This is a genomic window from Glutamicibacter nicotianae, from assembly GCF_006539525.1.
Lineage (GTDB): Bacteria > Actinomycetota > Actinomycetes > Actinomycetales > Micrococcaceae > Glutamicibacter > Glutamicibacter nicotianae.
The window spans coordinates 1-14581 of record NZ_BJNE01000014.1 but is presented as its reverse complement, the minus strand read 5'-3'; the positions used below and the strand labels follow the sequence as shown (position 1 = coordinate 14581).

Annotated in this window: 14 protein-coding genes; 10 read left to right on the top strand and 4 right to left on the bottom strand. The window is 63.7% G+C overall.

All coding sequences use genetic code 11. The features are described from left to right. Positions 1 to 31 precede the first annotated feature (31 nt). Genes atpD through ANI01nite_RS13260 form a run of 3 tightly spaced genes read left to right on the top strand, consistent with a single transcriptional unit; the run spans position 32 to position 2186 of the window. Complete coding sequence (gene atpD / locus ANI01nite_RS13270; protein WP_141358518.1) at positions 32 to 1477, top strand: F0F1 ATP synthase subunit beta; 1446 nt, start codon at positions 32 to 34, stop codon at positions 1475 to 1477. 2 nt (positions 1478 to 1479) lie between these two features. After that, entirely contained in the window at positions 1480 to 1749 is a 270-nt protein-coding gene (locus ANI01nite_RS13265) for a F0F1 ATP synthase subunit epsilon (protein ID WP_038990466.1), read from the top strand. Positions 1750 to 1757: 8 nt separating this feature from the next. Continuing rightward, complete coding sequence (locus tag ANI01nite_RS13260; protein ID WP_066137627.1) at positions 1758 to 2186, top strand: DUF2550 domain-containing protein; 429 nt, start codon at positions 1758 to 1760, stop codon at positions 2184 to 2186. A 59-nt stretch (positions 2187 to 2245) separates the two neighbouring features. Here ANI01nite_RS13260 and nagA read toward each other — a convergent pair whose 3' ends face one another. The 3 genes from nagA to nucS form a co-directional block, all read right to left on the bottom strand. Further along, positions 2246 to 3454: an N-acetylglucosamine-6-phosphate deacetylase gene (gene nagA, locus ANI01nite_RS13255; RefSeq protein ID WP_141358516.1), complete on the bottom strand. Its 1209-nt coding sequence runs from the start codon at positions 3452 to 3454 to the stop codon at positions 2246 to 2248. Between the two features lie 86 nt (positions 3455 to 3540). Further along, a complete protein-coding gene (locus tag ANI01nite_RS13250; protein WP_170214654.1) occupies positions 3541 to 4287 on the bottom strand; it encodes a DUF4126 domain-containing protein in 747 nt (248 codons plus the stop codon). Between the two features lie 119 nt (positions 4288 to 4406). After that, positions 4407 to 5102: an endonuclease NucS gene (nucS, locus tag ANI01nite_RS13245; protein ID WP_141358512.1), complete on the bottom strand. Its 696-nt coding sequence runs from the start codon at positions 5100 to 5102 to the stop codon at positions 4407 to 4409. 59 nt (positions 5103 to 5161) lie between these two features. Here nucS and ANI01nite_RS13240 point away from each other — a divergent pair, with 59 nt between their 5' ends. Continuing rightward, on the top strand, positions 5162 to 5533 hold the full coding sequence (locus tag ANI01nite_RS13240) for an Rv1322 family protein (RefSeq protein WP_174787691.1): 372 nt from the start codon (positions 5162 to 5164) through the stop codon (positions 5531 to 5533). Positions 5534 to 5556: 23 nt separating this feature from the next. Here the strand turns inward: ANI01nite_RS13240 and ANI01nite_RS13235 are convergent, their stop codons facing one another. Beyond that, positions 5557 to 6927: an AI-2E family transporter gene (locus ANI01nite_RS13235; RefSeq protein ID WP_141358510.1), complete on the bottom strand. Its 1371-nt coding sequence runs from the start codon at positions 6925 to 6927 to the stop codon at positions 5557 to 5559. Positions 6928 to 7088: 161 nt separating this feature from the next. Between ANI01nite_RS13235 and ANI01nite_RS13230 the strand changes: the two genes are divergently transcribed. The 6 genes from ANI01nite_RS13230 to ANI01nite_RS13205 all read left to right on the top strand — a co-directional run bounded on the left by ANI01nite_RS13230 (position 7089) and on the right by ANI01nite_RS13205 (position 14528). Beyond that, positions 7089 to 8795 (top strand): hypothetical protein, encoded by a 1707-nt coding sequence (locus ANI01nite_RS13230; RefSeq protein WP_141358508.1) that lies wholly within the window; start codon positions 7089 to 7091, stop codon positions 8793 to 8795. A gap of 5 nt (positions 8796 to 8800) precedes the next feature. Continuing rightward, positions 8801 to 9712: a co-chaperone YbbN gene (locus ANI01nite_RS13225; protein WP_038990505.1), complete on the top strand. Its 912-nt coding sequence runs from the start codon at positions 8801 to 8803 to the stop codon at positions 9710 to 9712. A 137-nt stretch (positions 9713 to 9849) separates the two neighbouring features. Then, a complete protein-coding gene (locus ANI01nite_RS13220) occupies positions 9850 to 10608 on the top strand; it encodes an ABC transporter ATP-binding protein (protein ID WP_141358506.1) in 759 nt (252 codons plus the stop codon). Further along, positions 10590 to 12155: a transporter gene (locus ANI01nite_RS13215; RefSeq protein ID WP_141358504.1), complete on the top strand. Its 1566-nt coding sequence runs from the start codon at positions 10590 to 10592 to the stop codon at positions 12153 to 12155. Before ANI01nite_RS13220 ends, ANI01nite_RS13215 begins: the two co-directional genes overlap by 19 nt. A gap of 299 nt (positions 12156 to 12454) precedes the next feature. Beyond that, positions 12455 to 12706 (top strand): DUF3039 domain-containing protein, encoded by a 252-nt coding sequence (locus tag ANI01nite_RS13210; RefSeq protein ID WP_038990501.1) that lies wholly within the window; start codon positions 12455 to 12457, stop codon positions 12704 to 12706. Positions 12707 to 12761: 55 nt separating this feature from the next. After that, positions 12762 to 14528: a DEAD/DEAH box helicase gene (locus ANI01nite_RS13205; RefSeq protein WP_073707634.1), complete on the top strand. Its 1767-nt coding sequence runs from the start codon at positions 12762 to 12764 to the stop codon at positions 14526 to 14528. Positions 14529 to 14581: the final 53 nt, after the last annotated feature.

Below are 14581 nucleotides of genomic sequence, written 5' to 3'. Positions count from 1 at the left end.
CGAGATTCCGACCAGACAAGAAGTGAGAAAGATGACTGCCCAACTCAACGAGCAGGTTACCGCAGGGGCCATTGGTCGCGTCGCGCGCGTGACTGGCCCGGTCGTGGACGTCGAGTTCCCAGCCGACGCACTGCCTGCTATCTACAACGCACTGACCGCTGAGCTGACCCTCAACGGCGAAACCAAGAAGATCACCTTCGAGACCAGCCAGCACCTCGGTGAGGGCCTGGTCCGCGCAGTATCGCTGCAGGGCACCGACGGCCTGGTCCGCGGCGCTCAGGTTATCGATACCGGCGCTGCCATCTCCGTCCCAGTCGGCGACGGCGTCAAGGGCCACATCTTCAACGTGCTGGGCGATGCCCTGGACGTTGACAACTCGGAGATCCAGGTTTCCGAGCGCTGGCCAATCCACCGCGAGGCACCGAAGTTCTCGGAGCTCGAGGGCTCGACCGAGATGCTGGAAACCGGCATCAAGTCGATCGACCTGCTGACCCCTTACATCAAGGGCGGCAAGATCGGCCTGTTCGGCGGCGCTGGTGTGGGCAAGACCGTGCTGATCCAGGAAATGATCACCCGTGTGGCACGCAACTTCGGTGGTACCTCGGTATTCGCCGGCGTGGGCGAGCGCACCCGTGAAGGCAACGACCTCTGGGTCGAAATGGACGAAGCCAACGTGCTCAAGGACACCGCCTTGGTGTTCGGCCAGATGGATGAGCCACCAGGCACCCGTCTGCGCGTGGCACTGTCGGCTCTGACCATGGCGGAATACTTCCGCGATGTGCAGAACCAGGACGTGCTGCTCTTCATCGACAACATCTTCCGCTTCACCCAGGCCGGTTCCGAGGTGTCGACCCTGCTGGGCCGCATGCCTTCCGCCGTGGGCTACCAGCCGAACCTGGCCGATGAAATGGGCCTGCTGCAGGAACGCATCACCTCGACGAAGGGCCGCTCGATTACTTCGATGCAGGCTGTCTACGTCCCGGCCGATGACTACACCGACCCGGCTCCAGCAGCAACCTTCGCCCACCTGGATGCAACCACCGAGCTGTCGCGTGAAATCGCGTCGCGCGGCCTGTACCCGGCGATCGACCCGCTGACCTCGACCTCGCGAATCCTGGATCCGCAGTACATCGGCCAGGAACACTACGATGTGGCCATCCGCGTGAAGGCTATCTTGCAGAAGAACAAGGAACTGCAGGACATCATCGCGATCCTCGGTATCGACGAACTGGGCGAAGAGGACAAGATCGTCGTCGCCCGTGCACGCCGCATCCAGCAGTTCCTGTCGCAGAACACCTACACCGCAAAGCAGTTCACCGGTGTCGAGGGTTCGACCGTATCGATCAAGGACACCATCGAAGGCTTCAAGGCCATCTGCGATGGCGACCTGGACCACATTGCAGAACAGGCGTTCTTCAACATCGGCGGTCTTGACGACGTCGAGCGCCAGTGGGCCGAAATCCAGAAGGCCAGCTAATCATGGCTGAGCTTCAGGTCGAAATCGTCGCGGCCGACCACTTCGTGTGGTCGGGCGCAGCGAAGCTGGTCAAGGCTCGTTCGGTGGACGGCGAGATCGGTGTTCTGCCCGGTCACGTTCCGATGCTGTCCGTGCTTGCCGCTGGGGACCTGGAAATCGAACCGGTTTCCGAGTCCCGCTTCTCGGTCCAGATCGATGGGGGCTTCTTCTCCGTTGATTCGGATCGCGTAGTGATCGTTGCTGACAACGCTGTGCTTGGTACCGCAGCGTAGGCGATGAATTGTTCGAGATAACCGCACCAGTTCTGATCGCGTTGCTGATCCTGATCGGCATCGCCATGTTCTTCGGGGCCATGGCCGTGCGCCGCATCCAATTGCGGCGCACGCTGGGCACCTTCGATGCATCAATCCTCGCGCCCTCGGGCAAATGGATCATGGTCATCGGCCGCTACGGCGGAGCGCATGTGGACCTGTTGCGGTTTTTCTCTGTCTCCCCGGTGCCGAGCTTCGTGATCGAGCGCCGCGGACTGGACATCACCGGAACGCGCCAGCCCACCGATGAGGAAACCTCGCGGATCCCGCCGGGATTCATCATCGTGATGCTGGTGCGCAGCGGTGAGGAACTGCTGCTGGCCATGGACTACCGTGACTACACCGGCTTCTCGGCCTGGCTCGAAGCCGGACCGATCGCCGGAAGCTGGCAGATCTAGCATTTGAATACGCGAAGACCGCCGCTGCACTTGCAGCGGCGGTCTTCGCATCTTAAGGGCTAGAGGTATTCCCCGTTGCGGATCGTCTGGACCAGCTGCAGGTCGGCATCGAGGACCAGCGCGTCGGCCGCGAAGCCGTAGTGCAGGGAGCCGACTTCATCGGCCAAACCGATCAGCGAGGCGGGGATGGACGTGGCCGAGTTGACCGCCTCGACCAGCGAGACCCCTGCCTGCACCGCATGCTGGACGATCTGGAGCAGCGTGCAGGTGCCGCCAGCCAGTGAATTATCGCTCGACAGCCGTGCCTGGCCGTTGGACACGGTCACTTCCTGCGGGCCGAGGGTGTACTGGCCATCGTCCAGGCCAGTGGCTGCCATGGAATCGCTGACCAGCAGGATGTTGCCTCCGCCCACCAGCCGGTAGACCAGCCGCACGGTATCGGGGGACAGGTGCACCCCGTCGGCGATCAGCTCCACGAACGCATTGCGGTTCACCGCTTCTTCCAGGCAGGCGGCCACCGGTCCCGGCTCGCGGTGGTGCAGCGAGGGCATGCCGTTGAACAGGTGGGTGACCGTCGGGCGTTCGGTGAATCCGTCCACCCCGGCGCTGCGCAGCTGCTCGCGGGCAAAGCGCAGCGAATCGGAGGCGACCTGCGCGCTGGCATCGGTATGCCCCAGCGAGGGAACCACGCCGTGGGAGACCAGCTGCTCGATGATTTCCTCGGTGCCCTCCAGCTCGGGGGCATAGGTCATGGTGCGCAGCTGGCCGCGGCTGGCGGCCACCAGCTCGCTGACGAAGCCGGGATCAGGTTCCTGCAGGAAGCGCGGATCCTGGGCGCCGCAGCGGGCTTCGGAGAGGAACGGGCCCTCGGCATGGATGCCGGCAATCTTCCCGGCCTCGGCCAATTCGGCGAGCAGCTCGGCGGCCTCGATCATCGACGACGGCTCAGCGGTGACCAGCGAGGCGAGCAGCGTTGTGGTGCCCGAACGGTGCAGGTACTCGATGGCTTCGGTGACGCTCTTGTGATCCGGCGACGAGAAATCAGCGCCGAGGGCTCCGTGGCAGTGCAGGTCAATGAGGCCCGGGATGATGATGGATCCCGGGGCCACTTCGCGCACCGGGTAGTCGGCGGCGTCAGGCAGGGCGGTGAAGTCATCGCGGTTGCCGGCAAAGCGGATGCGGTCTCCCTCGACGGCGAGCACGCCATCGGTGACCTTGAGGCCATCGGAAATCAGGGTGGCGAACAAAGCGTAGCGCGTCGTAGTCATGTTCCCAGCTTAGAAGAGAGAAGGCATCCAGTCACCGACTTGGCGGATTATTCTCGAAGCGGACGTGGAAGGAGGGCGCCATGCGCTCAGCCGCGTCTAGCGGCAGGATCCGGGTTTTCCGGATCGGTGCCGGAAGCGATGAGCTTCAGCGATTGCCAGGCGCTGGCATTCCCGCCGGTGTCGCTCTGCGCTTCGCGCGCGGCCCGTGCGGCGGCCTGCTTGTCCTTCGCATTGCCGAATTTGCTCTTCAGCGAGCGGTAGGCCTTGCGGAACATCCGGTAGAGGAGGAACCCGATGGCCACCGCTGCCAGGCCAAGCAGCGCGGCCAGCACCGGAAGCAGCACAGCAGCGAGGACGAGCACCAGCGCACCGAAATCCTCTATCAGGCTGCGCACCCATTGGGTCACCGGTTCGGGCACGACGTTGGTTGCCGCGGTCAGCGATGATTTGCCCAGGCTCACCGACAGCGCGGATCCCGCACCGAGCAACCCGGTCACCACGGCAACTTCCGCTCCCGAGTTGGCCCCTAGCCCAATGCCTACCAGCGCTCCGAAGACCGGGCGCAACCATACGGAGACCGTTTCCATGGACAAGTTCAGGAAAGGGATCTTGTCCAGGCCTGCCTCGCCAATGGCCAGCACCGCGCAAATCGCCAGAACCCAAGGATTGGTGATGCTCTCGGGGATCTGCCGGGCGGCGGAGGCGATCATCTCTGGTGCGGTGTCGGGAATTGCGAGTCCGGCAATGCCGAGCGCCAACACGGTGAAGTAGGGCCGAAGTCCGGCGGCGGAACCGCTGCCAATGGCCATGAGCGAAGCTGTCAGCGGATCCAATGGTCCTCCCGGCAAAGCTGGCTGGTGCCGTGCGGCCCCCAGCGCATTTGGTTGAGGAGATCAGATTAGCAGTCGGCAGGCAGCTCCGGGACTCGCAGCGCGTCGGGCAGGACTCTGCGCTAGAAGAGACGTCCTGCGGAGTCGTCGACACCGCGCATGGCGTCGTAGTCCAGGGTGAGGCAGCGGATGCCGCGGTCCTCGGCCAGGGTGCGGGCCTGCGGCTTGATCTGCTGGGCTGCGAAGATTCCGGTGACCGGCTTGAGCAGCGGATCGCGGTTGAGCAGGTCCAGATAGCGAGTCAGCTGTTCCACGCCGTCAATGTCGCCGCGGCGCTTGAGCTCTACCGCTACCATGGCGCCCTTGGCATCACGGGCCAGGATATCCACCGGGCCGATGGCGGTCATGTACTCGCGGCGGATCAGCTGGTGGCCGTCGCCGAGCAACTCGATCTGCTCGGCCAGCAGGCGCTGCAGGTCGGCCTCGACGCCGTCCTTGACCAGCCCGGGATCATTGCCCAGGATGTGGGCCGAGTCGTGCTCGAAGCTGTGGAAGTGGATGGTCAGCTTGTCATCGGTCTTCGCGCTGGCCACGATCCACGTGGCGGTGGCTCCCAAAGCGGCGGCTTCCTCGTCGGGGTCGGCCTCGCGCAGGGTCAATGGAGGATTCATCCAGTTCAGCGGCTTGTAGCTGCCGCCATCCGAGTGGATGAGAACCGATCCATCGGCCTTGACCATGATCAGGCGGGTCGCCAACGGAAGGTGGGCTCGCAGACGGCCCTCGTAATCTACTGAACACTTCGCTACCACTAAACGCACCCCACACACTTTACTAGCTGGTTGCGACTTGTGCCCTCAGATACGGCATGATTAATGACATGCCTCGTTCCAACCGCCCGCGCCGCTCGAAGAATTCCAGACCTGCCAAGGGCCGGAACTCCGGATCCGGACAAAGCTATGAGGATGACGAGCAGGAGTACGGAGCGGACCAGGAAGAGTGGATGCAACGGGCGCGCTTCGGCGTGGTGCTCCGCCAGGATGCCCCGGATGGGCAGTGGCATGTCCGCAAGATCGCGCCGCTGAATGCCAACAAGACCTACACCTGCCCTGGGTGCCATCGCTCCATCGGCGTGGGCGTGGCCCATGTGGTCGCCTGGCGGGCGGATCACTGGTCGGGGGATGAGGCCGCGGCCAACGCGCGGCGCCACTGGCATCCGCACTGCTGGGAAACCCGCTCCTACCGCTACTAGGACGAGCCTGCGGAGTCAGTCCGCTAGCGGCGGTCCTGGCGTGCGATGAATACCTCGCGCAACAGGATCATGGCGCTGGCAGCTACCGGAATGGCCATCAGCGCACCGGTGACCCCGGCCAGGCTGCCACCGGCAATCACCGAGATCACCGCTACAGCGCCGGGCACTGCCACCGCACGGCGCATGATGCGCGGCGAGACGAAGTAGGCTTCGATTTGCAGGTAGCCGAAGTAGCAGATGGCATAGATCAGCGCGGTTTGCCACCCCAGGGACAGGGTCACCAAAGTGACCAGCACACCGGCGATCACGCCACCGACCAGTGGGATGAAGGCCAGCAAGGCCACCAGCAAGGTGAGCAGCGCGGTGAACGGAACGCCCAAGATGCTCATCAGGAGCAGCGCCACCAGGCAGTTCAATATCGCCACGGTGGCTTGGCCCATGACATAGTTGCCCACCGAGCGGGTGATGCGCACGGTCAATTCCGAGACGCGCTCGCGCTTGGAGCGCGGGGCCAGGCGCAATGAGAAGCCCATCATGCCTGGCAGGGACGCTAGGAAGTAGATGGCCAGCACCAGCACGATCAGCACGCCGAACATCGACTGCGCAACGGTTTGCGAGACGCCCAGGACACCGCCGAAGACATTCGTTACGGCGCCCGAGTCTCCAAAGAAACGGTCCACCTCGGTTGTGATGCGCTGGGAGATTGCATATTGGCGGTCGATTTCCCTGACCCATTCGCTATTGAGGAAATTATCGACGATTTCAGGCGCGCGCGTGATGAAGGTGGTGATCTGATTGACCAGCGTAGGGATGATCAGGGCCATGAAGCCGCCGAAGATTGCCAGCATGCTGACCATGGTCGCGGTCACGGCCAGCGGACGGGAGAGCCCCTTGCGCATCATGAAGCGCACAAGCGGGTCAAGGCCCAGGGCAATGAACAGCGCGATGGCAATCCAGGTCATCAGCGAGCCGACATTGGTCAGCAGGTAGAAGCCGCCCAGGGCGATGCCCACCCCGATGGTGCCCAGGAAGCCCATGGAAATCGGGTGCAGCGCAGGAATGGGTTCGGGGGATCCCTCCAGCGGCTGCTCGGGTTCCTCGCCGAGGGCCGCGCCCCGCTGCGGGGCGTTGAGCAGCTTGCCCACCCGGTCGGCGAGCTTCCTGGTCCAGCCCTCGCGAGCCGCAGTGCCGCCCGATGGCGCAGAAGCGGGATAGCGGGGGACCGGCGAGCCCTCTGATGATGGCGGCTCCGGTTGGGAATTCGCCTGATGAGGCTGGGAATGCGCTGTGGATTCCGGGCCTGGGGCCTCTGGTTCCACGGAGCGCTCAGGTGCGTGCGATTGCTCGTCGTGCGCGTGCTGAGCGCGATGCGGGCGCGGCTGATCTGGCTCCATGGGTCAGAGCATATCGCGCATTGGCGTCTATTAAGTGGTTCAAGACACCACGCACTTGCGGTGTTGAGGCAGTTCACAGGCACTGATCGGAACCATGATCCGCCGCAACTCGTTAGACTTGTCGAAGAACAGCTGTGAGACGTAGGCGAATAGGTGAACTTGTGCGAAAAGTAATCTCCGTGATCGCGATGCTGCTGGGGGCCGTGGCCCTGGTGGTCGGCATCGGACAGAAGACCTTTTGGGCGCCGCCCGAAACGGTGACCGCGACCATGCCGCAACTATCCGATGAGGCCCCGCTGACCGTGATTGAATCCTCGGTCAACGACCCCAAGCTTGATCCGGTGGAACTGGTGATCAAGTCGAAGGGTGAATTCACCGCGTCCCTGGGACGCGACTATGACGTCGAGTCGTGGGTCGGCGATGCCGCGCATGTTTCGGTCACCGGAATCGATACCAATAACCACAAGATGATTGCCGAATACGCCAAGGGCGAAGCCGAAGTGCCGAACCCCGCCGGCGATGACATCTTCTTCGACTCGCAGACCGCAGACCAGACCATGACCTACCGCTGGACCGCTCCGGATTCCGGCGACTGGTCGCTGTTGCTGGCCGCCGGCGGAAAGGACGCCGCTCCAGTGGACATCTCGGTGAGCTACGCAAATGACGACGCCATGCCATTCGCCCTGCCGCTGATCATTGCCGGCGCGCTGCTGCTGGTCTTCGGCGTGGCCCTGCTGGCCATGCGCCCCGGCAAGGCGAAGACCGGCTCGAACACCCAGCACTCGGTCGCCGCCGTGGCAGTCGTCGCCCTGGCTATCTCCGGCGTCTCGCTGCCGATGGCTCCAAGCGACGAGGACAGTGCCAAGGCCTCGGAATCGGCGCAGAAGTCCGATGAAGCGAAGTCCGAAGAAGCCAAGTCCGACGAGGCCAAGGGCTCCGAATCCGCCGCTTCCTCGGAGGAGGAAGCGGCCAGCTTCCCGGTGATCACCGAAGAGCAGCTCAAGCGGGTGCTGGCCGATGCCCAGAAGCAGATCGCCAAGGCAGATGAAAAGAACGATTCCAAGGCCCTGGAACAGCGCAGCGCCGGTGCTTTCAAGTACCTGCGCAACAAGCGCTATGACATGCTCAAGGAAGAGTTCAAGGTCGACAAGCCGATGGCGCTCACGACCCAGGTGATCCGCTCGGCCGCGGTGCCGAATGCGAATGAAGCCAAGTTCCCGCGCGTGATCTCCGTGGTGACCGCGAAGAACAATGACGCAGACACCCTGCCGCAGGCGCTCACCCTGGTGCAGGCCAATGCCCGCGACAACTTCAAGGTGGTCTTCGCCGGACAGATGCTGCCGAACTCCACCTTCCCGGGCATCGCGGTGGGCGATCCGTCGACCAAGCAGCTGGGCGCCGACGCCGAAGGCCTGCAGATGACCCCGAAGAAGGCGCTGGAAGCGCTGGGCAAGGTGCTGACCGATCCCAAGGCCAAGGAGAAGGACAAGTTCGCCGAGTCGGACTTCATCAAGGCGGTGCACGCGGCCCAGAAGGACGAGTCCAAGGAAGCCAACGAGGCGAACGTGAAGTACAAGCGCTCGGTCACCGAGGGCGACACCAAGGTGGTCTCCACCCCGGATGGCGGCGCGATTGTCACCGGCAAGCTGAACAACAAGGCGCTGTTCGTCCGCACCGAAGACGCCGACCCGCTCAAGAGCACCGACAAGCTGACCGAACAGCTGCTGGGCTCCAGCTCGTCGAACGGCGACGTCGAGAGCACCTACGCCGAACCAGTGATGTTCTACCTGCCGGCCGATGGTTCCAAGGACAAGATCCAGCTGATCTCGGCAAGCCAGGTCCTGCTCGATGTGAAGGAAGTTGACTAATCCCCATGACTGATCAGAACATCCCCTCGACCCGCGGTGCGGTGGATCTCTCGGCGCTGGCCAACCACGGCCCGGAAGCCACCGACAGCACCCCAGCCGGTGCCGCCAGCTGGACCACCAGCCTGGACGAGGCCGCGTTCCAGCAGTTCGTCGGCCTGTCCCAGCAGGTGCCTGCCATCGTTTCCCTCGGCTCGCCGCGCGTGCAGGTCTCTGCAGACCTGGATGCGACCCTGCGCAAGCTGGTGGATGCCAAGGGCGGCAAGTTCGTCCTCGGCCTCGTGGATGCCGAAAGCTACCCGCAGATCGCTCAGGCCTTCCAGGCGCAGCAGATCCCGATGGTGGTTGCGCTGATCAAGGGCCAGCCGGTGCCGCTGTTCCAGGGTCCTGCCGAAGAAGCGCAAATTGCCCAGGTTTTCGCGCAGCTTGAACAGCTCGCCGTGCAGCAGGGCATGAGCGGCACCGCCCCGGCATTCTCCGGGCAGGCCGGCCAGGCCGAGCCGGAACTGCCGCCACTGCACCAGAAGGCAGTCGACGCCATCGATGCGGGGGACTACGCCGCCGCCGAGGCAGCCTACCTGGAAGCGCTGAACGAAAAGCCGAACGACAAGGACGCGCAGGTTGGCGTGTACCAGGTCCGCTTGCTCTCGCGCACGCACAACTTGGATCTGAACAAGGCCCGCGAGCAGGCCGCGCAGAACCCCGAGGACATCGCGGCGCAGCTGGATGTCGCCGACCTGGATGTGGTCGGCGGGCATGTCGAGGACGCCTTCGCCCGGCTGGTCTCGCTGATCTCCAAGCTGGCGGATGAGGACCGCGAGCGGGTGCGCCGCCGCCTGATCGAGCTCTATGCGGTCATCGGCAATGCCGACCCACGCGTCGCCGCCTCGCGCCAGAAGCTGGCCCGCGTACTCTTCTAGGCTGATGCCGAAGCGCTGAAGCGCACAGCCAGCAAGCCGCGGTCCGGAATATTTCCCGGGCCGCGGCTTTGTCTTGCCTTCAGGTTTAACTCCAAAGGATGATGTGTTCTGACTTGGGGCATTGCTAGCCTTAAGCTATGAATCAGATCGCACTGGACATCCGGTCTCTCGCCAAGCAATTTGGCGCCAAGATTGCCGTGAACAACGTCAGCCTGCAAGTTCCCGCCGGTTCATTCTATGGGCTGGTCGGGCCCAATGGCGCCGGAAAGACCACCATGCTCTCGATGGCTACCGGTTTGCTGCGCCCGGATGCGGGCCAGGCGGTGGTCAACGGCGTGGACATCTGGGCCGACCCGCACGCCGCCAAGTCCACCCTGGGCGTCCTGGCCGATGGCGTGCGCCAATTCGATCGGCTCACCGGCCGGCAGCTGGTGACCTATTCCGGGCTGCTGCGCGGCATGGACCGTGCCGAAGTTGCCCAGCGGACCGAAGACCTGCTGCGCGTGATGGACCTGCTGGATGACGGGGACAAGCTGGTGGTGGACTACTCCGCCGGCATGACCAAGAAGATCACCTTGGCTACCGCGATGATCCACTCGCCAAAGCTGCTGGTGCTCGATGAGCCATTCGAGGCAGTGGACCCGGTCTCGGCGGCGAATATCCGCGACATCCTGAACAACTACGTGGAGTTCGGCGGCACCGTGATCGTTTCCTCGCATGTGATGGACCTGGTCCAGCGCATGTGCACGCATGTGGCGGTCATTTCCGATGGCGTGCTCAAGGCGCAGGGCACCGTGGACGACGTCCGCGGCGGCATGAGCCTGGAAGACCGCTTCGTCGATCTGGTGGGCGGCCGCTCCAACAACGAGGGGCTGTCATGGTTGCGCACGTCCTAAGCCTGAAACTGCGCTTGCTGGCCAATGGCTTCAAGCGCTCCGTCGGCCAGCTGATCGGCGTCATCATCGGCGGCCTGTACGCGCTGGGCATGATCACCATGCTGACCTTGGCCGTGTGGTTCGCCGCTGACGAGATCCCCTTCCAAGGCGAAATCTTTACCCTGATCGGTTCGGCAGTGGTGCTGGGCTGGGCCATCATCCCGCCGCTGCTGACCGGCGTCGACCTCACCCTGGAACCGTCGCGCTTCGTCCAATTCGGAATCCCGGAAAAGACCCTGGGTCCTGCCCTGGTGCTGGCCGGCTTTATCTCGATTCCTGCGGTGCTGACAGTTGTCGGCCTGCTGGGCGCCTCGCTGATGTGGCGAAGCGATGCAGGTGCGTTGATGCTGGGTCTGCTGGCTGCGGTGGCGACCGCGGTGATGGCGATCCTGCTGTGCCAGTACCTGGTGATCATGGCAACCGCGCTGCGGGCCAAGCGCCGCTTCCGCGAATTGACGTTCGCGCTGCTGTTCTTGCTGCTCGTCGGGCTGGGCCCGATCATGGCCTCGGTGTTCTCCGCGGCAGAGTCCATGGGCGACTGGATCCATCCGCTGTCCACGGTGCTCGGCTACACCCCGCTCGGCGCCTTTGCCGCTGTTCCCGGGGCCTATGCCTCGGCGCTCTACGGGCAAATGGCCATCCACCTGGCGCTAGGTGCGGCCTACCTCGGCGGGCTCTATTTCCTGCTGGCTCGCGCTACTGCAAAAGCCGCGATTACCCCGCCGCCGCAGCAGCGCGCTGCCACGGCCAAGGGGCTGGGCTTCTTCAAGCTGCTGCCGGCAACGCCGACCGGCGCCGTCGCCGCCAGGGCACTGACCTATTGGTTCAAGGATCCGCGCTACGCCGTGGGCGTGCTGATTGTGCCGGTGCTTCCATTGCTCTTCTGGTTCACCGGCAGCCAATCCGGCAACTACACGATGATGTATCTGATGGGGCCGTTGATCGGCATCCTGCTGGGCTTTTCCATATCCGCAGATATTTCCTATGACAATACGGCCTTTGCACTGCATGCACTGACCGGCATATCCGGCCGGGCCGATCGCGCTGGACGGGTGCTGTCCTGCTTCCTGATTGCCATCATTCCGGTCCTGGCGGCCGCGATCCTGCCTGGCCTCATCGCTGGCGAGCTATGGCGCATCCCGGGTGATCTGGGCTTGTCGCTGGCCGCGCTGTTCGTCGCGTTGGGCGTTTCCTCGGTGTCTTCGGCCCGCTACACCTATGCGGTGCCGCTTCCGGGCGACAACCCGATGAAGACCCCGCCTGGCAGCGGCATGCGCATGGCGCTCACGCAGCTGGGCATCATGCTCACCATGGGACTCTTGCTGATCCCGGTGCTCATTCCCTACACTATCGGCTGGTTCCAGCACTCGCAGGTCTTGGGCTTCATCACCCTGGGTGCGGGCTTGGTTCTGGGCACCGGACTGGTGCTCGGCGGCATTGCCCTCGGCGGCAAATGGTATGAGAAGCGCACTCCAGAGTTGATGCAGTCGGTCATGCTCAACAAGTAGGCAGGGCAACCGGAACGGCATCCTGGGCCGTCCAGCGGACAGCAATGTTCCGCCGGGCGGCCTTTTGCCTGCCCTGGTGCAACAAGGTTCACAGGATATTGGCCGGTGGTGCCCAAGCCGGGAGAAATCCAAATCAAACTGGATGGCAGCCATTTGAGCAGATGCAAGAAAACGATCACTGACCTGAAAATATGAAGCCGAACACGGAGCAGGTTAAGCAACAGCGGCAAAATCAATGTGGACAAGCTCCCATGGCCGCCACGCGGACAGCAGGGGCAATCCGTACTAGACTTGAAGGCATGGTGGAACAGTCTGAAGAAACCCGCGGTGGCACTGCCACGATTGAACGTACCGAGACAACCCAGAGTGTCGAGGCCGGCGATCACGAGCGCTTTGCCCACTATGTGCAGAAAGAAAAGATCATGGAGTCGGCAATGACCGGCGAGCCAGTGATCGCCCTGTGCGGCAAGGTCTGGACCCCAGGCCGAGATCCGCAGAAATTCCCGGTATGCCCCGAGTGCAAGGAAATCTACGATTCCTTGATGGGGTAGTGCTGCGAATGAACTAGCACTACTTCACACGATGCACGCGGCCGGGAAAAGGTAAATGACCGAGACACTCTTTGATTTTGGCGACAAGCTTCCACTAGAAGACAAGCTTCCGGTAGCGTACCCGGAACGCGCGGCATGGGGAACCGGGCCGAAGCTGCGTGCCTGGCAGGCCGAAGCGCTGGCCTTGTACTTCGACAAGGAGCCCAAGGACTTCATGGCCGTGGCGACCCCTGGCGCCGGCAAGACCACTTTTGCGCTGCGCCTGGCGAAGGTGCTGATCGATTCGGGCAAGATCAACCGCATGATCGTTGTCGCGCCGACCGACCACCTGAAAAAGCAGTGGGCCGATTCGGCAGCGCGTGTGGGCATCGCCCTGGACCCGAACTACAAGAACTCCGACGGCCGGCACGGCTCGCATTACATGGGCGTCGTGGTGACCTATGCCCAGGTCGCGCTGAAGCCTGCCGTGCACCGTGCGAAGACCGAGGATGCCCGCACCCTGGTGATCATGGACGAGGTCCACCACGCCGGCGATGCACTGAGCTGGGGCGACGGCATCCGCGAGGCATTCGAACCTGCCACCCGCCGACTGGCCCTGACCGGTACCCCGTTCCGTTCCGATGCTGCACCGATTCCCTTCGTGCAGTACATCGATGAGGGAGACGGCATCCGCCGGTCCAAGGCCGACTACACCTACGGCTACGGCAACGCCCTGGCAGACCATGTGGTCCGTCCGGTGCTGTTCATGGCCTATTCGGGCAATATGCGCTGGCGAACCGCCGGCGGCGAGGAGATGGAAGCAAACCTCGGCGAGGGCTTCACCAAGGATGTCACCGCCCATGCCTGGCGCACCGCGCTGGACCCGCACGGGGACTGGATTCCCTCGGTGCTGCAAGCCGCTGACCGGCGCCTGTCCGAGGTGCGCCGCACCGTGAAGGACGCCGGCGGGCTGGTCATTGCCACCGACCACGAGGACGCGCGCGGCTATGCTGCCCAGCTCGAAGCCATCTGCGGCGAGAAGGTCACCACCATCCTGTCCGATGACCCCAAGGCATCGCAGAAGATCGACGAATTCTCCGAATCCGATGCGCGCTGGATGGTCGCGGTGCGCATGGTGTCCGAAGGCGTGGACGTGCCGCGCTTGTGCGTCGGCGTCTATGCGACATCCACCTCCACGCCGCTGTTCTTCGCCCAGGCGGTGGGGCGCTTCGTGCGCAGCCGCAAGCGCGGAGAAGTGGCCTCGGTGTTCCTGCCCTCGGTGCCGATCCTGATGGCCTTGGCCAACGAGATGGAAGTCGAACGCGACCACGCCTTGGACCGCGAAGGTTCCAAGGACGAGGACGGCCTGGACGATTCGCTGCTGGAAGCGGCGAACAAGGAAGAGAAGGCCAGCGACGAGCTGGCACGCAACAAGTTCGAAGCGCTGAACTCGCAGGCTTCCTTTGACCGCGTGCTCTTCGACGGTGGCGAATTCGGCACCGGTGCCGACATCGGCAGCGAAGAGGAACTGGGCTTCCTGGGAATCCCGGGCCTGCTGGATACCGAGCAGGTGTCCGAATTGCTGCGCAAGCAGCAGAACAGGCAGATTTCCAAGGGCGCCACGAAGCCCGAGCCGGTGTCCGACCACCGCCGCATGATGGAGCTGCGCACGAAGCTGTCCAAGAACGTCTCGGCATGGGCTGCCCGGACCGGCACGCCGCATGGGCAGATCCACAACAAGCTGCGCAGCATCTGCGGCGGGCCTGCGGTGCCGCAAGCAACAGCTGACCAGCTGCAGGCGCGCATCGACAAGCTGCAGGACTGGTTCGTCGGACGCAAGTAGTTTCCGCGAAAAAACGGCTTGGCGCTGACCGGAGAATTCGGTCAGCGCCAAGC

Bases quoted from the DNA above. Each gene is read 5' to 3' on its own strand.
- atpD (WP_141358518.1), top strand. From the start codon at position 32: ATGACTGCCCAACTCAACGAGCAGGTTACCGCAGGGGCCATTGGTCGC.
- ANI01nite_RS13265 (WP_038990466.1), top strand. From the start codon at position 1,480: ATGGCTGAGCTTCAGGTCGAAATCGTCGCGGCCGACCACTTCGTGTGG.
- nagA (WP_141358516.1), bottom strand. From the start codon at position 3,454: ATGACTACGACGCGCTACGCTTTGTTCGCCACCCTGATTTCCGATGGC.
- ANI01nite_RS13240 (WP_174787691.1), top strand. From the start codon at position 5,162: ATGCCTCGTTCCAACCGCCCGCGCCGCTCGAAGAATTCCAGACCTGCC.
- ANI01nite_RS13235 (WP_141358510.1), bottom strand. From the start codon at position 6,927: ATGGAGCCAGATCAGCCGCGCCCGCATCGCGCTCAGCACGCGCACGAC.
- ANI01nite_RS13225 (WP_038990505.1), top strand. From the start codon at position 8,801: ATGACTGATCAGAACATCCCCTCGACCCGCGGTGCGGTGGATCTCTCG.
- ANI01nite_RS13220 (WP_141358506.1), top strand. From the start codon at position 9,850: ATGAATCAGATCGCACTGGACATCCGGTCTCTCGCCAAGCAATTTGGC.
- ANI01nite_RS13215 (WP_141358504.1), top strand. From the start codon at position 10,590: ATGGTTGCGCACGTCCTAAGCCTGAAACTGCGCTTGCTGGCCAATGGC.
- ANI01nite_RS13210 (WP_038990501.1), top strand. From the start codon at position 12,455: ATGGTGGAACAGTCTGAAGAAACCCGCGGTGGCACTGCCACGATTGAA.
- ANI01nite_RS13205 (WP_073707634.1), top strand. From the start codon at position 12,762: ATGACCGAGACACTCTTTGATTTTGGCGACAAGCTTCCACTAGAAGAC.